Below are 18,790 nucleotides of genomic sequence, written 5' to 3'. Positions count from 1 at the left end.
CGCTCAGTTCCCGGTCGCGGCGGCAGGCGCCGGTTTGGCAGCGTTGGACGCGGCGGGCGCGGCGGAAGTGCCCTGCCCGCGGTCCTTGACCTCGCCTGTCGTCTCGTCGATCGTCACTTCGACGCCCGTCGCGTCGCCGCCGGGGCGCACCAGCTGCATGCCCTCGACGATGACGCGGTCGCCGTCGCCGACACCCGAATCCACCAGCCAGTTGTTGCCGACGCTGTTGCGCACTGCGAGCACGCGCGTCTCGACCTTGCCCTGCGCATTGATGACCATCGCCGTCGCCTCACCCTTGGTGTTGCGGCTGACGGCGCGCTGCGGCACCAGGAAACTATTCTGCGCGACGCCCTCCTCAACCAGCGCCCGCACATACATGCCGGGCAAAAGCAGGCGGTCGGGATTGGGGAATTCGGCCCTGAGCGCGAAGGTGCCGGTGGTTTGGTCGACATTGGCGCCGGCGAATTCCAGCTTGCCGGTCTGTGTGTAGATGGTGCCGTTCTCGAGCTTCAGCTTGACGCTGACATTGGGGCCGCTGAACTTCAGCCGCCCTTCCGAGATCGCCTGGCGCAGGTTGAGCAGGTTGGTGCTCGACTGTGTGACGTCGACATTGATGGGATCGAGGGCACGGATGGTCGTCAGCACAGTGTCCTGGTTGGCGGTCACCAGCGCACCCGGCGTCAGCGTGGACTTGTCGATGCGCCCGGCGATCGGCGCGGTGATCGAGGTCCGGTCGAGGCTGATGCGCGCGGTCTCGGCACTGGCCTTGGCCGAGGCGACATCGGCTTGCGCCTGTGCCAGCGTGGCGGCGGCATCGTCATAATCCTGTTTGGAAACAACGTTCTGCTTCAACAGACCGGCATAACGGTCGAACTTGGCCTGTGCGGTGGGCACCGCCGCTTGCGCCTTCTGCTGTGCGGCGACCGCGCTGTCATACGACGCCTTGTAGCTCGCCGGATCGATGAGGTAGAGCGGTTGTCCAGCCGCCACCTCGCTGCCCTCCTTGAACAGGCGCTGCTGGATGATGCCGTTCACTTGCGGGCGCACCTCGGCAACCAGCGAGGCCGCCGTGCGTCCCGACAGCTCGGCGGTGATCGCCACCGATTGCGGATGCAAGGTGACGACACCGACTTCCGGTTTGCCGGGCGCGCCCATGCCGGCGGGGGCGCTGCCCTCCTGCGAGCAGGACGCCAGCAGAAGAGTGGCGGCGAACATCGCGGCCCAGGGCGCCAGACGGCGTGCCGAAAAACGAGGCTGGCTAGACTTGGAAATCATGGCCTGGATCTTTCCCTGGAGTTGCGTACGCGCTGGCAATGGACCGCTTGGTCGAGGGCATGCCGATCCATATGATGATAGGCCGCACCCGTCGGCGGGCGGCGACGAGCAATGCTTCGAAGCGGCTCATGTCGCGCTCCTTCTCGTCGGCCGGAGCTGCTCGAAGGTCGAGTAGCTGGCCGCGATGCCCACCAACATCATTATGCCGATCAGCGAGGACATGCCAAGCGCCTTGCCGGAGTTCACGCGATCTTGCGGTCATGATGTCCATGGTTGTCGAGCGACTGCGAGAGCGGAAGCGACAGTCGCCAGGCGGCGAAGCGCAGGCGGATCGCGCCCTTCAGCGTGTCGGCCGGCAGAGCCAGTGGCAGGCCGCGTCCGGACAGCGGAAGACCGCGTCCGGCATGGTCGAGTGACAATCTCGGGCTGGCGGACGCGAGCAGCCGCAGCAGTATCATGGCTTCCCACATTGTCGTGCTTCCGTTTGATTTGAACTGGGCATGATTTGAAAAACAGGGATGGCGAAGATACGCCCGCCATCCCTGAAAGAGACCGGCCGGCCCGAGAACGGGTTGGGTACCGGGCCGGCCGGCGCAGCCGGTCAGAGTTCTCAGCCGTTCCCGGGCTGGGGCGGCGGACTGCCATCGTTGGGCAGACCTCGGGGGCCGGCTGCATCATCCGGCGGACCGCCCCAGGGACCGGGGGGTGGTCCGTGGGGACGTTCCGCCGAAGCGAGGATTTCGAGCTGTTCGGGCGTCAGCTTGGCGCGCAGTGCCGCGATCGCGTCTTTCAGCTTGCCGGCCGAAACCGCGCGGGCCGTGACGTCGTCGGCCAGTTTTTCCTGGAAGGCGAAGGGATCGCGCTTGCCGTCAGGGCCGGCTGAGTCGGAGCCCTTCGCTTCAGGACTGCCGGAGCCATCAGGACCACCGGGCCGCCCATGATCGGGCCGTGGCGGCGCCAGCACGGCCTGCAGCGCGCTGGTGTAGTCGCGCCAGGCGTCGAGCTGTTCGGAGCGGATGCCGACGCGGGTCTCGAGCGCTGCCAGCCGGGCGGCCAGCATGAATTCCGGCGGCGGACCCATGCGGCGGGGGCCAAAGCCTTCCGGTCCAAAACCTCGCGGGCCAAAACCCTGCGGACCATGCCGCATCGGCCCGTGCGGGCCGGGTCCGGCCATCGGGCCATGATCGGGTCCATCCTGCATTGCCCCACTCTGCTGGGCCATGACCGGTGGCGGCTCGCCGGGGGCGGCACCCGGATCGCGCTGTGTCGCCAGCACGGGGTGAATTGCGGCGACGGAAAACAGGCCGAGCGCAAGAAGTCTGCTTCGCATGACGGTGTTCCTTTCTCTCATGCTTCGGACAAATGAGAGGATAGGAAGCGTATTTGTCCGCTTCGCGTCGGCGTATTGCCGAAGGTTTCCGCAAGAGGGCAATTTGTAACTGAATGTTTCCCACGGCCTGCCGGAAACATTCAGTTGCAATTTTCCGTGCCGCTTGGATGCGGCTCTCCCTATAATCGCGGCCAAGGCAAGGGCACGGTCATGCAGTCACAACCCCATATCCTCGTCGTCGACGACGACCGCGAGATCAGGACGCTTCTCCAGCGCTATCTCGACAGCCAGGGCTTTCGTGTCACAGCTGCGGCGGACCGGCGCGAATGCGAACAGAGGCTGGGCGCGGGCCAGTTCGACCTGATCGTGCTCGACGTCATGCTGCCGGACGGCTCGGGGCTCGATATCTGCCGGGCCTTGCGTGACCGCAAGCCGCATATCCCGGTCATCCTGCTGACGGCGCTGAAAGAAGATGTCGACCGCATCATCGGCCTGGAACTCGGCGCCGACGACTATCTCGGCAAGCCGTTCAACCCGCGTGAGCTCATTGCCCGCATCCGTGCCGTGCTCAGGCGCTCGGCTCCCGAGGAGGCGCCCGCCTCCCCGCGCGCGCGTACCTACCGCTTCGCCGGCTACAGGCTGGAGCCGGACACCCGCAAGGTGACGGATGCACAAGGCGTGGCCGTCGACCTTACGGGCGCCGAGTTCGACCTCTTGCAGGTGTTTCTCGACCGTCCCGGCCGGCTTTTATCGCGCGACCAGCTTCTCGACCTGACGCAAGGCCGCGAGCGCGACCCGCTGGAGCGTTCGGTCGATGTGCTGGTGAGCCGGCTGCGCCGCAAATTTTCCGACACCGGCGACGGGCCGCTGTTCAAGACCGTGCGCAATGGCGGCTACCAACTCACCGCGCGCGTCGACACCGTGGAGAGCCACGCGTGAACTCGCTGCGCCGCCGTCTCATCCTGCTGCTGGTCGCCTCGATCGTCGGCGTCGTCGGCCTGGCGACGGCCGCCGTCATCAGCGTGCGCGGCGGCGGACCGCCGCCGGAACTGACCGTGCCCTGGATTGCCCAACAGATGGAACTGGTGGTGCGGCTTTTGCCGGGGCCGATCCCCGACGTCCTGCGGGTGCAATTCGCCGACCATCCGGCGGGCGGCAAGGTGGCTCGTGCGGAAACGGCGATGCTCAATGACATCCTGCACCGCCGTGGCCTCGACTTTCCGGCGGTCGTCAACGAGAAGACGGACGAACCCGGCCAGATCGCATCGATGCACCTGCCTGACCGCCGCTGGGCGATCATGGAGGTGCCGCATCTCAAGCCGCCAAGGCGCGAATGGCTGGTCTTGGCCGGCTGGATCTCGCTGATCGTCGCCGGCGCCACGGCGGTGTCGGTCTATTTCACCTCGGTGCTGATCCGCCCGCTCGAGATGCTGGAGGCCGCCGTCTCCAAGATCGGATCGGACGGCGTGCTGGCGGCGGTGCCGGAAGTGGGCTCGGCCGAGGTCAAGGCTACCGCGCATGCGCTGAACCAGCTCTCGTCGCGGCTGCGGACCGCCATGGAAAGCCGAATGCGGCTGGTCGCCGCCGCCGGCCATGATCTGCGAACGCCGATGACGCGCATGCGGCTGCGCGCCGAATTCCTCGACGACGAACGCGACAAATGGCTTCACGACCTCGACGAACTCGACCGCATCGCCGATAGCGCCATCCGCCTGGTGCGCGAAGAAGTGAACCAGGACGCCGTCGAACCGGTCGACCTGGCAAAGACGGTGCGCGATATCGAAGCCGAGATGGTATCGCTCGGCCATGCCGTCTCGATCGGGCACCTGGACAAGGTTTGCGTGCGGGCCGGCGCGTTTGGCCTGCGCCGCGCCTTGCGCAACCTGATCGTCAACGCCGCCACCCATGGCAAGGCGTGCCGCATCGACCTGGCCGCAGCCGACAATCGCGCCGTGCTGACCATATCTGACCATGGCCCGGGCATACCCACGGAACTCCTGAACAAGGCGTTCGAGCCCTTCTTCCGCGTCGACCCCGGCCGCCTGCAATCCGTCCCCGGAGCCGGTCTTGGCCTCGCCATCGCCAAGGAAATCATCGAGCGCTACGGCGGCATCGTGACGCTGCAAAACCGCCGGGGCGGCGGGCTGGAACAGACGGTGGTGTTCGAGGCAGTGTGAGGAGCGTTACGTGCGAGTTCCCGTTGGACGGAATGCCTGCCTCGGGAGCAGTGAGCCTTACGGCAAGAAAAAGACGGCGACGATGCTGCACCGCGCAAAGCCAATGGTTCCAGCCCATTTCTCGGCGTAACCAGAGCCAATCCACTCGGCAAAAAACACAGACTCCGAAATTTCGCCTGGTTTAACAAAAGATTAGGCCTATCTTATTGCGTCAGCCTACGACGTCCTCCCAATCAGCCGAAGCAGGAATCTTTAGCGCTTGCTCACATAAGTATTTCATCCCGGTAGATTTTTTGTGTTGCGCCGCACAATAGGGTGGCCGAACCATTCCTTTGGGGTTCGTTTGCGACTGGACATACGCTGTGGAGGATTCCGGCACGTTGACCAACTTGTGCTGTTCGTCCGTCGATTTCGAGCCCGGCCCGATCGGACTCGCCGCGATCGGACCCGCAAAGCGAAGGTTTGACGGTGCCGGTGCCCTGGCGGATCTCGTCCGCCTGGTGCCCGAAACGACCGGCTGGCGGATACGTCGCGGACATCAATGCCGCGGAAGCCGCTGATGGGAAGCGCCCGTGACATCCAACTTGATGCGTTGAGAGCCATCGCCGTAACGATGGTGTTGTATTCCCATTTCTTCGCGGAGGGACCTTCGTTCTGGGGCCATATCGGCGTGCGGCTGTTTTTCGTGCTGAGCGGCTTCCTGATCACGCGCCTGCTGCTGGAGGCGCGTTCGGCCACCGAATTCGAAACCGGCCCCGCGCTGCGCTCCTTCTACATCAGGCGGATGTTGCGGATATTCCCGCCCTATTTTGCCGTCCTGGGTTTCGTCTGGCTGGTTGACCTGGATCAATCCAGAGGATCGCTGGTCTGGCATGCGCTTTATCTGTCGAACTTCTGGTATGCGCAGCACAATAACTGGAACCCTTGGGTGCTGGGCCATTTCTGGAGCCTGAGCATCGAGGAGCAGTTCTATCTTGCCTGGCCGCTGGTCGTCCTGCTGGCCCCACGCCGCCGCTTCGAGGCCATCTGCATCGCCGTCATCGCACTGTCGCTGGCCTATCGCTTCTATTGGCCGATCACTGCCACGCCGGCGCTGGCGCGCGACCTGCTGCCGCCGGCATCCATGGACGCGCTGGCTTCGGGCGCGCTGCTTGCCTGCTGGCATTTTAGGGGCGCCGGCCTGCCGCACTGGATGCGGCTGGGCTGGCCTGCCTTCGCCGCCGCATTCCTGGCGATTGAGTGGTTAGTCCCAGAGCCCGCCGATCCGACATTGGAATGGGCCCGCTGGGTGCTGCGAGAAGTCCTGCCCCTGGTGCCACTGATGGTCATCGTAGCCGCCTGTTCGCGCGGCCTTGGCGGCATCCTTGGCAAGCTTGCCGAACTGCCGCCGCTGCTTGGCCTCGGCCGCATCAGCTACGGTATCTATCTCTACCATCCAATATTGCTGTCGCTCGCCGTCAAGGCGCAGCCCTGGATTCCGCTCAACGTCTCGGAGCAAGGGCCAGGGCGATTCCTGGTTGCGAGCGCCGCCACGATTGTCGCGGCCTCGATTTCCTGGGTGGTTTTCGAGAGGCCGCTCAACAGCCTCAAGCGCCACTTCCCTTATGTCGCGCGCACCCGCTCCGCACAGGGCAGCCCTGGCGGCTGGCTCGCGACAGCGGCCGGCGGATCGCCCGATGGCCGCACACCGTCGCTCGAACTCCAGCGCACGGATGCGAGACGATGACCGCCGCGCCGCTCGTCTCCGTCCTGTTGCCGGTCTACAATGCCGGTCCCTATCTCGCCGCCGCGCTGGGAAGCATCCTGCGGCAGGATTACGGCCGCCTGGAGATAATCGCGATCGATGACGGCTCGACCGACAATTCGCTCGAGATACTCGAGCGATGCCAAAAGGCCGACAGCCGCATTTCGATCATCTCGCGCGAAAACCGCGGCCTTGTCGCGACGCTCAACGAAGGGCTGGCGGTCGCCCGGGGCGAACTGGTCGCGCGGATGGACGCCGACGACGTCGCCTATCCCTGGCGTCTGTCGCGCCAGGTGGCGCTGTTCGAGCGGCGGCCCGAACTGGGCTTCTGCGGCGCCGGCGTCGACATGTTGATCCGCGGCCGCATCGCCATCGGCAGGCCGGATCCGGTGTTCCAGTTCGGCCGCATCCCTGTATTGGCGATGTTCTTCACGATCTTCATGCACCCGACGGTCGTCTACAACAGGAAGGTCATCGACGACGGCGTTCTCCACTACGACCAGACCTACAGGCACGCCGAGGACTTCGATCTTTTCAGGCGGCTGGCCAGCCGCTACCCGGCAGCCATGATGCCCGAAAACCTGGTCGTCTACCGCGTCCATGAGGCAAGCGTGACCAGCCGGCACGTCAAGGAGATGCGCAGGACGCATTTGCGCATCGTGGCCGAGAACCTCGAGCGCGAGGGCCTGGCGCAGGCCACGCGGGACCTGCGCGACATCGGCGATGCGGTCAGCCACGACACGGTCGCCCGTGCGGCCAGCTTCATCGTCGCGCTGGAGGAGGAAATCCGCTCGCTGCCGGCGGCGACGCGGCCGAGCTTCGAGGCTGGCGCGCTGAACCTGTTCTATTTCCTCTACCAGCTCGTCGCCGACAAAAAGCAGCCGGCGTTGACGCATGAATTGCTGACGCGGACCGCGAAATGGAACGTCATCCGGCGCCGCGAGCAATATGCGCTGCGGCCCGGCGCCTGGGCGCCCTGGCTCAGCCTCGCCTCGCTGTCGGCCGCCAGACAAGCCGATGCCATGGCGTACTTCTTCAAATCCGCGCCCGCCGCGGCGGTTCTGGCGTCTCATCGGTTGAGTTAAAGGCATGATCGTCAAAGCCAACCAACCTCTGCAGCGCGATCGTTCGACGGCGCTTGGCCCTGCCCCGGCCGGTCCCCGCCCGGAACGATCGGCGCCGGAAGTCAGCTTCATCATCTGCACGCGCAACCGCGTCGCCGTGCTCGATGCCTGTATCAAGTCGGTGCAAGCCGCGTGCCGCGCACATGCCGGCTTCGCCGCCGAACTCGTGGTCGTCGACAACGGTTCGAGCGACCGCACGGCCGAACGCCTGGCCAGCATCGCCGCTGCGTCGGACATTCCGTTCACGCCGGTCTGCGAGCCGCGCCCCGGGCTGGCGGCCGCGCGCAACGCCGGGCTGAGGCGCGCGCGCGGCCGTGTGCTGGTCTTCGTCGACGATGACTGCGCGGTCCATCGCGATTACCTGCGCGATCTGGAGCGACACTATGCGTCCGGGGAACAATGGCTCATCCGGGGCGGACGTGTCGAGCTTGGCGATGCCAGGGATTTGCCGTTCACCATCAAGCGGTCGTGGGCGCGCGAGCGGCTGACGCCAGATGTTCATCCCGGCGGCTTCGTGCTGGGCTGCAACATGACGATGCACCGCGATGTCGCGGCCCGCATCGGCTATTTCGACGAACGCTTCGGCGCCGGCGGACCATTGCGGTCGGCCGAGGATACCGATTATCTCGTGCGCGCGATGCTGCTCGGCATCGCAGTCGAGTATGTGCCTGATATGACGATATTCCATCATCATGGCCGGCGGGATCGCAAAGCCATCGAGAAGCTGCACCGCGACTACAGCCTGGGCAATGGCGGACTCTGCCTGAAGCATGTTCGCCACGCGCCCTGGCTGCTTCGCCATTTCTACTGGGCCGCAAGAGGGGCTATCAGGGAATTGGCGGGAGGACCCGCCTTCGATCGTGAACTCAACCTGCCGCACTGGCCGATCGTCGCCATGAATTTGCTCGGCGCGGCCAGATTCGCGGTTCTCCTGCTGGCCAGACGGCCGCGGGCCGAGCCAGTGCGGCAAGATCAGCAAGCCAATGCCCAGGCGAGGTGAAACGCAATAATGCCAATGCTGCCGCCAAACCTGCCGATGCTGTTCCGGGCGTTCGGAAAGCGGCAACTGCGCCTGCTTCCGGCGGTGGTGGTACTCGGCCTGCTCAGCGCCGTCCTCGAAGGGTTCGGCATCGGCCTGATCATCCCGTTGCTGGGCATCATCATGGGACACGGGGATGCGGCCGGAATGGGCGGCTTCTCCGCTGTCCTCCAGCATGTCGGATCGGGCTTGAGCGAGCGCGACCGGCTGATCGTCATTTCGGTCGCCATCCTCGGCTCGATCATCCTGAAGAACGTCTTCGCCTTCGCCAACACGCTGCTGACGACCTTCATCTCCGGCAAGGCAAGCCATTCCATCCGTGGCGCCCTGTCGGAGCAGCTGTTGCGGGTCGGCTACCCATTCTTCCTGCGGCAAAGCCCCGGACGCCTGCTCAACATCATCTCCAACGAGTCCTGGCGGGCCTCCGATGCGATCCAGATCATGCTGTCGGCCATCGTCAGCGCATCGGCCGCCATCATCCTGTTGGCTTTCCTGTTGCTGCTTTCGTGGCGCATGACGCTGCTGGTCACGCTCGGACTGGCGCTCGTCCAGATCGCGCACGCCATCCTCTCTGCCAATCTGAAGGAGCCCAGCCGCAGCGTCGCTTCGCGCAACGGCCACCTCGCCTCGCAGATGCTTCACCTTGTGCATGCCGGACGGCTGATCCGCATCTTCGGACAGGAGAACCGGGAAAAGGCGATATTCGACACGGCGTCGGATGCGGTTCGCCGCGCCTCCTTCGCGCTGCTCGTGCGCCAGGGAGCGCTGCCGCCGCTGACGGAGGTTCTCCACGCCATGCTGTTCCTGGCGGTGGTGATCGGCGCCTGGCTGGCGCAGGTGAGTTTCCCGCTGATCATCGCGTTCGTCATCCTGCTCTACAGGCTGCAGCCGCATATGCGGGCCCTGCAGGGGTCGTGGAGCCAGTTGCAGGGCCTGAGCGGATCGCTCGAAGAGGTGACATGGCTGCTGGATCCCGCCGGCAAGCCGCAACCGCCGCAAGGCGACGAGCCGTTCCACGGCCTGCGCCAGGGCATCAAGTTCGACGATGTGACATTCACCTATTCCGGTACGGACCGGCGCGAGGTCGTGCTGCATGCGGCGACATTCGAAATCCGCGGCGGCCGCTCGACGGCGCTGATCGGCCGCTCGGGCGCCGGCAAAACGACGATCGTCAATCTCCTGTGCCGCTTCGTCGAACCGGACACTGGCAGCATCCTCGTCGATGGATCGCCGCTCGACGGGATCGACGCCAGCCAGTGGCGACGGCACATCGCCCTGGCCAGTCAGGAACTGGAACTGGTCGATGGCAGCATTTTTGAAAACATAACCTACGGGCAGGATACGGCGACAGCCGGCGACGCCGAGGCCGCCGCAAGACTGGCCGAAGCGCACGAGTTCATCGAAAGGCTGCCTCAGGGCTACGAGACGCTGGTCGGCTACAGGGGCGTCAATCTGTCGGCGGGACAGAGGCAGCGGATCGCCTTGGCGAGAGCCCTGGTCCGCGATCCCGATCTCCTCATCCTGGACGAAGCCACCAATGCGGTGGACGGGCTGTCGGAAGCGGCCATCGTCGAGACCCTGAAGTCGAGAGCCGGCCGCCGCACGACTATCGTCATCAGCCACCACCACAGCACAATCTCGTTCTGCGACGACGTGGTCATCCTGAGCGGCGGCCGCGTGAAAAAGCAGGCCCCTTTCGGCGCCCTGGCCTCGCTCAGCATGGACGAGCTTTATCAGCACGAGCCGCTCGACTGAGGAGGCACCGGGCCGGCCGCGATCGTTTCCCGGGCGTGTTTGCAGCCTCCGGCCGGCGGGTCGTCGCAAAGGTTCGAATCAGAAGCTTGGGGAAGTGCCGCTGGCACCTTCCGTGATCGCACCAATGCCGTGCGGGACCGAGGCGCGCTACCTTGCCTGTGCGGCGGACCTGTCGATCCGCCTGGCCGGTGCCCCATTGGGCTTACTCTCCGGGTGAGGTGCCGGCCTCCCATGCACAAAAGACCTGAAGCGGGTCGCCTGAAGCCCTTCAGCGCCACACTTCAGCTAGCGGCGCCAACATTCCTGCGCATGCGCCGCCTGCCCGTCGTCCGTGCTTTCTTCGCCATCGCCCCGGCTATCTCGACCACGCCGTCCTCGCGCGGCCTGCCATTGGTGGCCTTGTGGAGCCGCTCGTAGGGCAGCAGTTCCTTGATGCGGGCATTGAGCGATGCGATTTCAGCTTTGAGGTCCTCGCATTCCTGCCTCTGCACGTCGAACTGTATCTGTTCGGACGCCTGTTGCAGCGTCAGCTGAGAAAGGTTGGCGTTCACCTTGGAAAGACTCATCTTGTCGCTTTCGCTCTCCTGGGTCAGCGCGGACAATCTTTCATCGGCGATCTTCTTTTCGGCCAAGGCATCGTTCAATTCGCTCTTGAGCCTGGCGATCTCGCCTGCGGCTTCGCTGTTTTCGGTCGAGGTTTGCTCCAGCCGCGATTGCAGGTTCTGGATCTCCGAGCTCAACCCGCGCATTTCCGCCTGGCTGCGAGCCAGCTCGGCTTCCTTGTCGCCTTCCATCATGCGTGCTGCTTCGTTCGTTTCCGACAGCTTCGCCTGTGCGGCCTCGAGCGACTTCTGGAGCCGCATCTCCTCTTTCTCGCTCTTGCCGAGCGCGGCCAGCAGCTCCGCCAGCCGCGCTGCTTCGCTGGCATGGATCGTCGAGAGCTCGTCGAGCCTGTGGCGCGCCTGCGATTCCCGCTTCAGCGCCTTGTCGAGTTCGATCGAGAGGTTGACGTGCTTTTCGCGCAGCATCTTGCTTTCGCGCAAGCGCCTGTTGGCCTCGACCGTCCTGGCGGTCAGCCGCTTGGCGATGTCGCCGAACTCCGCTTCACGTTTGGCGCTCGCATTGGCTGTCTCCACCAGTTCCAGCCTTACCGCGGCAAGTGCCGCACGAAGCGTCTCCCGGTCCTGAACCAGGCTTGTCTCGCGCTGCTGCAGCGCTTCGAAAGCGCCGTCACGCTCGCGCAATTTTCTCGTCGCATCGTGCAGCTTCTCCGACAGCGCCCTCTGTTCGGCGGCCAGAGCGGCATTGGCAACCTCCAGCTCGTTGGCGCGCAGGATGTCGCTGTGCAGGATGTTGAGGAATTCACGCGTCAGATGGTGTGAGGTGCCGATCTCCGACAGCTTGTCATTGATCTCCTCCAGATAGTCCCTGGCGTCATGGAAGAGACCCTCGAAGGCGCTCAATGCAGCCAGCCGGGTCTGTGTATGGGCCGTCAGTCGTGGCGCGGTTTCGGAACTGTCCGCATCGCCCGCAGCGTCGGCCTTCCTGGCGTTGTCGTCATTTGCCGCGTCGGCCTGGGGTGGCCCATCATCGGCTGCCGCCTGGGCATCCGGCACATCGTCGCTCTCCGACGGCACCAGGTCGTTGGCGTCGAGACTTGCATCCAGCGCGTCCGCCAAATCGATCTGCAGGTCCTGGATCGCTTTATCCACGTCTTCAGCACGCTTGATCAGGCCTCTGAAGTTCATCACCAAACTCCCCTTACGCATACCTCGCTTCGAACTTAACAAATTGCTAATATATCCTTACATCCGCTGCTTGCGCAGGGGAAGCCCCGTCGGCACAAAGGTAAATTTGGGACATTTGGGGGTTGAAATAGCCCGAACAACCAATGCCGCAGCCGAAAAGAGCCGGATCCTCTGACAGTGTGGAGGTCTGAAGGACGGCAAGACCGCGGCCGCTCAGGAAGAGCCCGCGCGCGAGACCTCGAGGGCAGAGAGAACTTGCCTGATCCCTCTTGGCAGGCGCAGGATGACTATCGCGGGCCGGGCCGAGTGCTCTACCCCAAACGGTCTCAGCTGCTTTTCGGGGCTGGTACCAACTGGATCGGAGGTCGCTCGCCGGACGCGTTGCCCAGCGCGATGGCGACGCGGTCGCGCCCACTACCCTTGGCCTCGTAGAGCGCGTGATCCGCGGCGTTGGTCAATTCGGCCCAGCCCACGCCATGCTCGGGGTAGGCGGCGACACCGAACGAGGCTGTGACGGTGCCCAGCGTTCGGCCGCGATGCGTCAAATGAAGCTTCCTGATTGCCTGGCGCAGCGCTTCCGCCCGCTCGGCACCTTCCTGGACCGAGCTTCCCGGCATGACCAGGGCAAACTCCTCGCCGCCGTAGCGCGACACGACATCGCTATCCCTGGCGTGCTCGATCAAGGTGGCGGCGACCTGCTTCAGGACGAGATCGCCGGCTTCGTGGCCGAACGTATCGTTGAACTGCTTGAAATGGTCGACATCGAGCATGATGATCACCAGCGGCTGGCCCGAGCGCTCCATCCGGCGCAGTTCGCGGCTGCTCGTCTCCTCGAGATATCGCCGGTTGAACAGACTGGTGTTCGGATCGCGGATCGACTGCTGCCGCAGCGTCTCGCGCAGGCGCAGATTGGCCAGGGCGAGCGCCAGCGTGTCGACGACACCGCGCAGGATCTGCTGTCTTTCAGTCAGCCATTGTGGCTTCTCGGCCGCATTCGGCTCGCACAGATGAAGGATGCCCAGCGTCTCGCCTTGGGCCGCCAGAGGCATGCAGACATAGCCCTTCTTGCCGTTCTCGGTGATATGCGCGCAGCGCGGCGTGAGCATGCCGGGGCCAGCGACATGTTCCTGGCCGCGCCTGAGCGCCCAGCAGTCTTCCGGCGCGAATTGCGTGGCGCTCGAGCGGACGTCGCCCCAATGCGCCATCTCTTCCACCAGGTTGCGCGACGCGCTGGTCAAGTGGACGGTTCCGCTCAAGCCACCGAGGAACTCGGCCATGGCCGTGCCGACCACCGAGAACGCTTCCGGGAAGGTGACGCAGGCCTGCAGCAGTTCGCCAAGCTTCACCAGACGGGTCGTGGTCTCGGACTTGTCGTGCAGCTCGCGGTTGAGGAGCGCCAGCTGATCGGCACGCTCGTTGACCACTCCTTCCGCGCGGCGCAGCTCGCTGATGTCGTTGAGCGTGAGGACCAGGCCGCCTTCGGATCTGCTGAGCGGACTGCAACTGGCGATGACCGGCAGATGCGAGCCGTCGGATCTGGTCAGGCGCACTTCGCCCTGGTGTTGCCGGCCCGTGGCTAACGCCATTTCGATGGGAGAAGCGCCAGCGGCGAACGCACCGCCTCTGGGGTCGCGAACCGTCAGCACCGAATCCCATTGCTGCCCGACGATCTTGTCGGCGCGCCGCCCGATCATCGTTGCCGCCGCTGGATTGGCGCTGGCGACGCGGCCGTCGCCGTTCAGAACCGCGATGCCTTCGGCAGCCGTTTCGACGATGTCCTCGACATGCGCACGCGCCGATGCAAGCTGGTCCGCCATCGTGTTGAAACCATCGGCCAGCTGCCCGAATTCATCGTTGCGGGCGTGGCTGATGCGCGTCATGGCGTTGCCTTTCGCCAGCGCTTCCATGCCGCGCATCATGTCCCCGAGGCCAGAGCTGAAACGACGGAGCAGCAGCCATGCGAAGCCGACCGCGACCAGCACGGCGGCCGTCGCGCTGAGGCCAACCAGCCAGAGCAGGCTGTTGGTGCTTTGTTCGGCGGCCTGCAGAACGGGGTCATATTCCAGCAGCACGGCGCCGATGATCGTATCCTCGGGATTTTCGATCGGAACGGCCAGTATGGCGTTCACTTCCTCCGGGTCGACAAATCTGCGCGGAATGCCGTCCGCCAAGGTCTGGCCTATTTCGTTGCCGGGGTCGTGACCGAATTTGTCGCCGACCTGGTGCTCTTCGTCGGCGGCATGGGCAAGGATGGTCTTGTTGTTGTCGAGGACCAGGAAATCCCGGTGCAGGCGGCGGTGCTGGTGCTCCATGAATTGCTTGAGCGCCTCGGGCCGCTCGAGCAGCGAAGGCGTCCCATCGGATGATTTGAAAACGATGGTGTCGGCCAATTCCCGCGCGACGTTGGTCGCTTCGGTCAACCCCAACGATTTGGTCGCCGCTATCTGCGTAAAGATCGCAACGCCGCCGACCAGCCCGATCAGGGCCGCGGCGGCCACCATGGAGAGAATGATCTGGCTCTTGATACGCATGTCATGGCTCCGCCGAGAACGACAGCATTGCGCATGTCAAATCGAGCCAGCATCTCATTTCCGGCTTTTTATTACCAAATGCTTATCAACGTCCTAACGATGGCAGGCGATGCCGCTCCACACGCGGAGGGAGCGGACTGGGCTCCCCACCTCCCCCTTGTGGGGAGGTCGGACCGCAGGTCCGGGTGGGGGTGCTGGCGCCAACCCCCACCCCGATCCGCTTTGCGGATCGACTTGCGGGGGCGAGCCACCGGTCTCGCCCGTCCTTCGGACCCCCACAAGAGGGAGGGTAAAAAAAGTCACCCCGCCATGGCCAGCGGCACGGCGCTCTTGTTGGGGATCTGGATGTCGATTTCCAGCGTCGACATGGTCTCGCCGCGGTCCATCGAGACTTGCAGATAGTCCTGGTCGATCTGCACATGCTTGGCGATGACGGCCATGATCTCCTCGCGCAGGATGGAGACGAGGTCGGGCTGGCTGCGGTTGCGGCGCTCGTAGGCGAGCAGCACTTGCAGCCGCTCGCGCGCCACCGGGGCGCTGGAGCGTCGCTTGAAGATGTCGAGCAGGTTCATGCCGCCCTCCTTCCCAAAAGACGATCGAGGAAGCCCTTGCGCTCGAAGGGCACGATGACGGGCAATTCCTCGCCCTCCAGCCGCCTGGCAGCGTCGATATAAGCCCTGGCGGCAGAATTGAGCGGCTCCGACAGCGTCACCGGCGAACCGAGGTTGGAGGCGCGCAGCACATCCTGGCTCTCGGGGATGATGCCGAGCAGCGGCACCGACAGGATTTCCAGAACGTCGTCGATGGACAGCATTTCGCCACGCGAGGCGCGCGCTGCATCGTAGCGCGTGACCAGCACATGCTTGGCGATCTGCTCGCCCTGCTCGGCCCGCAAGGTGCGGGCGTCGAGCAGGCCGATGATGCGGTCGGAATCGCGCACCGACGACACTTCCGGGTTGGTGACGATGACCGCCTCGTCGGCAAAGCGCATGGCGAGCTGCGCGCCGCGCTCGATGCCGGCCGGGCTGTCGCAGAACACGTAGTCGAACACCGAGCGCAGCTTGTCGATGACTTCGCCGACGCCCTCCTCGGTCAGCGCATCCTTGTCGCGCGTCTGCGAAGCCGGCAGCAGGAACAGCGTCTCGACCCGCTTGTCGCGGATCAGCGCCTGCGAAAGTTTGGCCTGGCCCTGGATGACGTTGACGAGGTCGAACACCACGCGCCGCTCGGCGCCCATGATCAGGTCGAGGTTGCGCAGGCCGACGTCAAAGTCGACCAAGGCCACCTTCTTGCCGGTCTTGGCCACGGCCGCCCCGAGGGCCGCCGTCGAGGTCGTCTTGCCGACGCCCCCCTTGCCCGAGGTGACCACCACTACCTTGCCCATTGAAAAGCCTCCGTTGTTGTTCATTTGTTTTTGGTCGAGCGGCCCTCGCCGCCCGGTCGAAGTCAGCTCAGCGTCGAAACCCGCAGCGCGTCCCCGTCGAGAAACGCCTGCACCGGCTTGCCGCGCGAAACACCTTCCATCTCCTCGGCGGTGACGTACCAGCCATCGACCGCCAGCAGTTCCGCCTCGTTCTTGCGGCAGAAGATGCGCGCGCCCCTGTTGCCCAGCGCACCCGCCGAAGCGCGCCCGCGCAGCGTGCCGTAGACATGGATCGAGCCCGCCGCGATGATCTCCGACCCGGAAGCGACCGAACCGAGCACGATGACATCGCCATGCGGATGCACGATCGCCTGGCCGGAGCGGATCGGCGCCTTGATCATCAGCGTGCCCGAAGCTTCAACCTGCGGCTCGCTATCGCCCGCCTTGCTTGCGTCAGCCTTGCCGTCGCCGACCTTGGCCGAGCTACCCGCGTCCGCGAGTTGTTTAGGCGCCCTGCCCTCGGCCTTGTCGAAACCCTCCGCCCGCGCCTCGCGGGGCAGCAACCCATCCGTCGTCGCCTCCTTGGCGCCGACCAGAACCGGCGGCAGGTTGGGCGCGAGTGCGGCGTGGCCGTCGAGCTCGATGGCGTAGACACGAATGCCGCGATGGCCAAGCACGTCGACCAGCGATTCGATCGCGGCGACATCGGGCTTCAAGGTGTTGAGATCAAGCACCACCGGCCGCCCGGCAAAATAGCCCGGCGAGTTGCCGATCCAGTGATCCAGCCCCTCGAGCCACACGTCCAAAGGCGCCTCCGGAGTCAACGTGAAAGCGACAAAAGAGCGGGCACGAAAACGAATGGATTTGGCCTCGAGGGGGGCGGCAAAGGTCACGGCTGGCGAATCCTTACTGAGAGGTAAACGCTAGCGGGAGGATGGTTAACGAATGGTTAATGCGAGGCGGCGGCAGCTCGGCAACTGTGCGAGAAATTGGAAGGTCGGCTAAACGCCAGTTGCGGTCGCTGCACGGCCGTACAGCCGCCACGAACCAGCACAGGTGAGATGGCGCCAAATTCGCTCGCCACCATTCTGTCGGCTGCTTCGCACCAATGCCTTCAGCCTAAATCGGCTTAAACATGCTTTCGGCTGAATCGGATTTCAGACGCGCCCAGAATTCCATCGCATATCGATCCGTCATCCCGGCGACGAAGTCGCACACATCTCTTGCCTTTACACCAACGTTTGGTGCTGTCCGTACGCGTTCCCGTACGTCGGCCGGCATCAGAATAGTTCCCCGATCGCTCATCAGCGCGTCGAAAATGTCCCTCACCAGGTCGTAACCTCTGTATTCCCCAATCTTCACCCGGGGCGCATAGATCGCCGCTTCGAACGTGTATTGCTTCAAAACTTCCTGCTGGAGCCGTTCCCGATATGGCAATTTTACGGTGCTCAAAGCAGGACAGTCGGCATTGTATTCGAGTTCGACCGACGAAATGAACCTATGTACAAGCTCGGATGAGAACGCTGTGCGCTCATAACCGTCTTCACTATTCAGGCGAGATGCCCGATAGGCGCCAATGAAATCTTCGAACTGCTGGTCTTTGGTCTCCGATGCGTCATACAGCGCGCCTGCGATGCTTGCCGGCTTATCATCCGTCGAGGTACCGCCATGCGGCGGCCCCTGCTTGTCACTTGCTTTTTCTTCGGCGCCAGTCGGGTCTTCCTTGCTCTCGGTTGGCTTGAAGACGCTAGCGAAAATGTCGACAAGGGCAGCAAGAACCGCACCGTAGCCGATTGGCGGATCCAGTTTCATTTCTTCTGAAACACGCTGAGCAACCTTGCTAAGCAGGGGCTCTTCGGACGCGATTATTTCTGCTGCTGTGAGGAAACCAACCTTTAGGCAATCTTCCAAGTCATAGACCGAATACGCGATGTCATCGGCCAGATCCATTATCGAGCATTCTAGCGTCTTGAACTTGGCAGGCGCAACGAGCTTGTAGTCCCCGAGAATGGACTTCGTCACGCTTTTTACAATTTCGGCTTCGGACGTGTAATAGCCCTTGACGATTTTCTCGTTGTCACCACGGATTGGTGGGATGCACTTGTCGTATTTCAGCACAGCAGCGAGAGTTCGGTGGCAAAGGTTCAGCCCTGCCCTGTTGTCGCCGCCCATCGGATCGTCGTAACGTTCTTTCTTTTCAAGTCTTGTGAGAATTCTGAAGGTCTGAGCGTTGCCTTCGAAACCTCCATATTTCCGCATGGCCGCGTCGAGAGCACGCTCTCCGTTATGTCCGAACGGGGGATGGCCAATGTCGTGCACCAAGCCCGCAGTGGCGCAAATGCGTCCGTTGATCTCAGCGCCTAATTTCTCGGCATATGCGTGGGTAACCCGCTCGGCGATGCCTTGCGCAATCTGCGCGACTTCGAGCGAATGTGTCAGCCGATTTCTGAAAAAATCCGATTCACGGCTCGGGAAAACCTGGGTTTTCCCTTGTTGTCTGCGAAAGCTCGCGCTGTGAATTATCCGACCGTAATCGCGTGTGTAGTTGTTTCGCCATGGCACGGCGTGGGAGTCATCGCGTTGAACCTCACGCCGCTCGTCGTTTTCTTTGTTATACAGCTGTTTTGGCTTGTTTGACCTGCCCGGGTCCGCTGTGCTTTTGCTCGGCTTCACCATAGTATCCGCGATTTTCCTTCTGGTGCTC

The 18,790-nt window shown here is 63.9% G+C and carries 15 protein-coding genes; 6 read left to right on the top strand and 9 right to left on the bottom strand.

What is annotated here, in order from left to right:
• Positions 1–3: 3 nt before the first annotated feature.
• The 3 genes from NKI66_RS16430 to NKI66_RS16420 all read right to left on the bottom strand — a co-directional run bounded on the left by NKI66_RS16430 (position 4) and on the right by NKI66_RS16420 (position 2,605).
• Positions 4–1,275, bottom strand: coding sequence for an efflux RND transporter periplasmic adaptor subunit (locus NKI66_RS16430; RefSeq protein WP_031213976.1), 1,272 nt, complete (start codon positions 1,273–1,275; stop codon positions 4–6).
• A 242-nt stretch (positions 1,276–1,517) separates the two neighbouring features.
• On the bottom strand, positions 1,518–1,745 hold the full coding sequence (locus NKI66_RS16425; RefSeq protein ID WP_023814320.1) for a hypothetical protein: 228 nt from the start codon (positions 1,743–1,745) through the stop codon (positions 1,518–1,520).
• 140 nt (positions 1,746–1,885) lie between these two features.
• Positions 1,886–2,605: a hypothetical protein gene (locus NKI66_RS16420; protein WP_023814319.1), complete on the bottom strand. Its 720-nt coding sequence runs from the start codon at positions 2,603–2,605 to the stop codon at positions 1,886–1,888.
• 210 nt (positions 2,606–2,815) lie between these two features.
• Here NKI66_RS16420 and NKI66_RS16415 point away from each other — a divergent pair, with 210 nt between their 5' ends.
• The 6 genes from NKI66_RS16415 (at position 2,816) to NKI66_RS16390 (ending at position 10,444) form a co-directional block, all read left to right on the top strand.
• Entirely contained in the window at positions 2,816–3,544 is a 729-nt protein-coding gene (locus tag NKI66_RS16415) for a response regulator (protein WP_031213974.1), read from the top strand.
• Entirely contained in the window at positions 3,541–4,782 is a 1,242-nt protein-coding gene (locus NKI66_RS16410; protein WP_023814317.1) for an ATP-binding protein, read from the top strand. Before NKI66_RS16415 ends, NKI66_RS16410 begins: the two co-directional genes overlap by 4 nt.
• Positions 4,783–5,341: 559 nt before the next feature.
• Positions 5,342–6,508, top strand: coding sequence for an acyltransferase family protein (locus NKI66_RS16405; RefSeq protein ID WP_031213973.1), 1,167 nt, complete (start codon positions 5,342–5,344; stop codon positions 6,506–6,508).
• Positions 6,505–7,611 carry a glycosyltransferase family 2 protein gene (locus tag NKI66_RS16400; protein WP_023814314.1) on the top strand — a complete coding sequence of 369 codons (1,107 nt, stop codon included), beginning with the start codon at positions 6,505–6,507 and terminating at the stop codon, positions 7,609–7,611. The genes NKI66_RS16405 and NKI66_RS16400 overlap by 4 nt, the downstream gene beginning before the upstream one ends.
• 4 nt (positions 7,612–7,615) lie before the next feature.
• Positions 7,616–8,650: a glycosyltransferase family 2 protein gene (locus NKI66_RS16395; protein ID WP_352722079.1), complete on the top strand. Its 1,035-nt coding sequence runs from the start codon at positions 7,616–7,618 to the stop codon at positions 8,648–8,650.
• A gap of 9 nt (positions 8,651–8,659) precedes the next feature.
• A complete protein-coding gene (locus NKI66_RS16390) occupies positions 8,660–10,444 on the top strand; it encodes an ABC transporter ATP-binding protein (protein ID WP_031213654.1) in 1,785 nt (594 codons plus the stop codon).
• A 281-nt stretch (positions 10,445–10,725) separates the two neighbouring features.
• Here NKI66_RS16390 and NKI66_RS16385 read toward each other — a convergent pair whose 3' ends face one another.
• The 6 genes from NKI66_RS16385 to dgt all read right to left on the bottom strand — a co-directional run bounded on the left by NKI66_RS16385 (position 10,726) and on the right by dgt (position 18,762).
• The gene (locus tag NKI66_RS16385; protein ID WP_352752277.1) at positions 10,726–12,192 is read right to left on the bottom strand and encodes a coiled-coil domain-containing protein; all 1,467 of its coding nucleotides are present in this window, start codon (positions 12,190–12,192) and stop codon (positions 10,726–10,728) included.
• A 326-nt stretch (positions 12,193–12,518) separates the two neighbouring features.
• Positions 12,519–14,723, bottom strand: a complete 2,205-nt coding sequence (locus NKI66_RS16380) for a sensor domain-containing diguanylate cyclase (protein ID WP_352441818.1) — start codon at positions 14,721–14,723, stop codon at positions 12,519–12,521.
• A gap of 299 nt (positions 14,724–15,022) precedes the next feature.
• Positions 15,023–15,295 (bottom strand): cell division topological specificity factor MinE, encoded by a 273-nt coding sequence (minE, locus tag NKI66_RS16375; RefSeq protein WP_024501686.1) that lies wholly within the window; start codon positions 15,293–15,295, stop codon positions 15,023–15,025.
• The gene (gene minD / locus NKI66_RS16370; RefSeq protein WP_127415391.1) at positions 15,292–16,107 is read right to left on the bottom strand and encodes a septum site-determining protein MinD; all 816 of its coding nucleotides are present in this window, start codon (positions 16,105–16,107) and stop codon (positions 15,292–15,294) included. Before minD ends, minE begins: the two co-directional genes overlap by 4 nt.
• A gap of 62 nt (positions 16,108–16,169) precedes the next feature.
• Complete coding sequence (gene minC / locus NKI66_RS16365) at positions 16,170–16,979, bottom strand: septum site-determining protein MinC (protein WP_352752274.1); 810 nt, start codon at positions 16,977–16,979, stop codon at positions 16,170–16,172.
• 226 nt (positions 16,980–17,205) lie between these two features.
• Complete coding sequence (gene dgt / locus NKI66_RS16360; RefSeq protein ID WP_352752272.1) at positions 17,206–18,762, bottom strand: dGTP triphosphohydrolase; 1,557 nt, start codon at positions 18,760–18,762, stop codon at positions 17,206–17,208.
• Between the last annotated feature and the right edge of the window lie 28 nt (positions 18,763–18,790).

This window comes from Mesorhizobium sp. M0518, assembly GCF_040321125.1.
Taxonomy (GTDB): Bacteria; Pseudomonadota; Alphaproteobacteria; order Rhizobiales; family Rhizobiaceae; genus Mesorhizobium.
The sequence above is the reverse complement of the archived record's forward strand: the minus strand, read 5'-3'. Positions and strand labels throughout refer to the sequence as shown.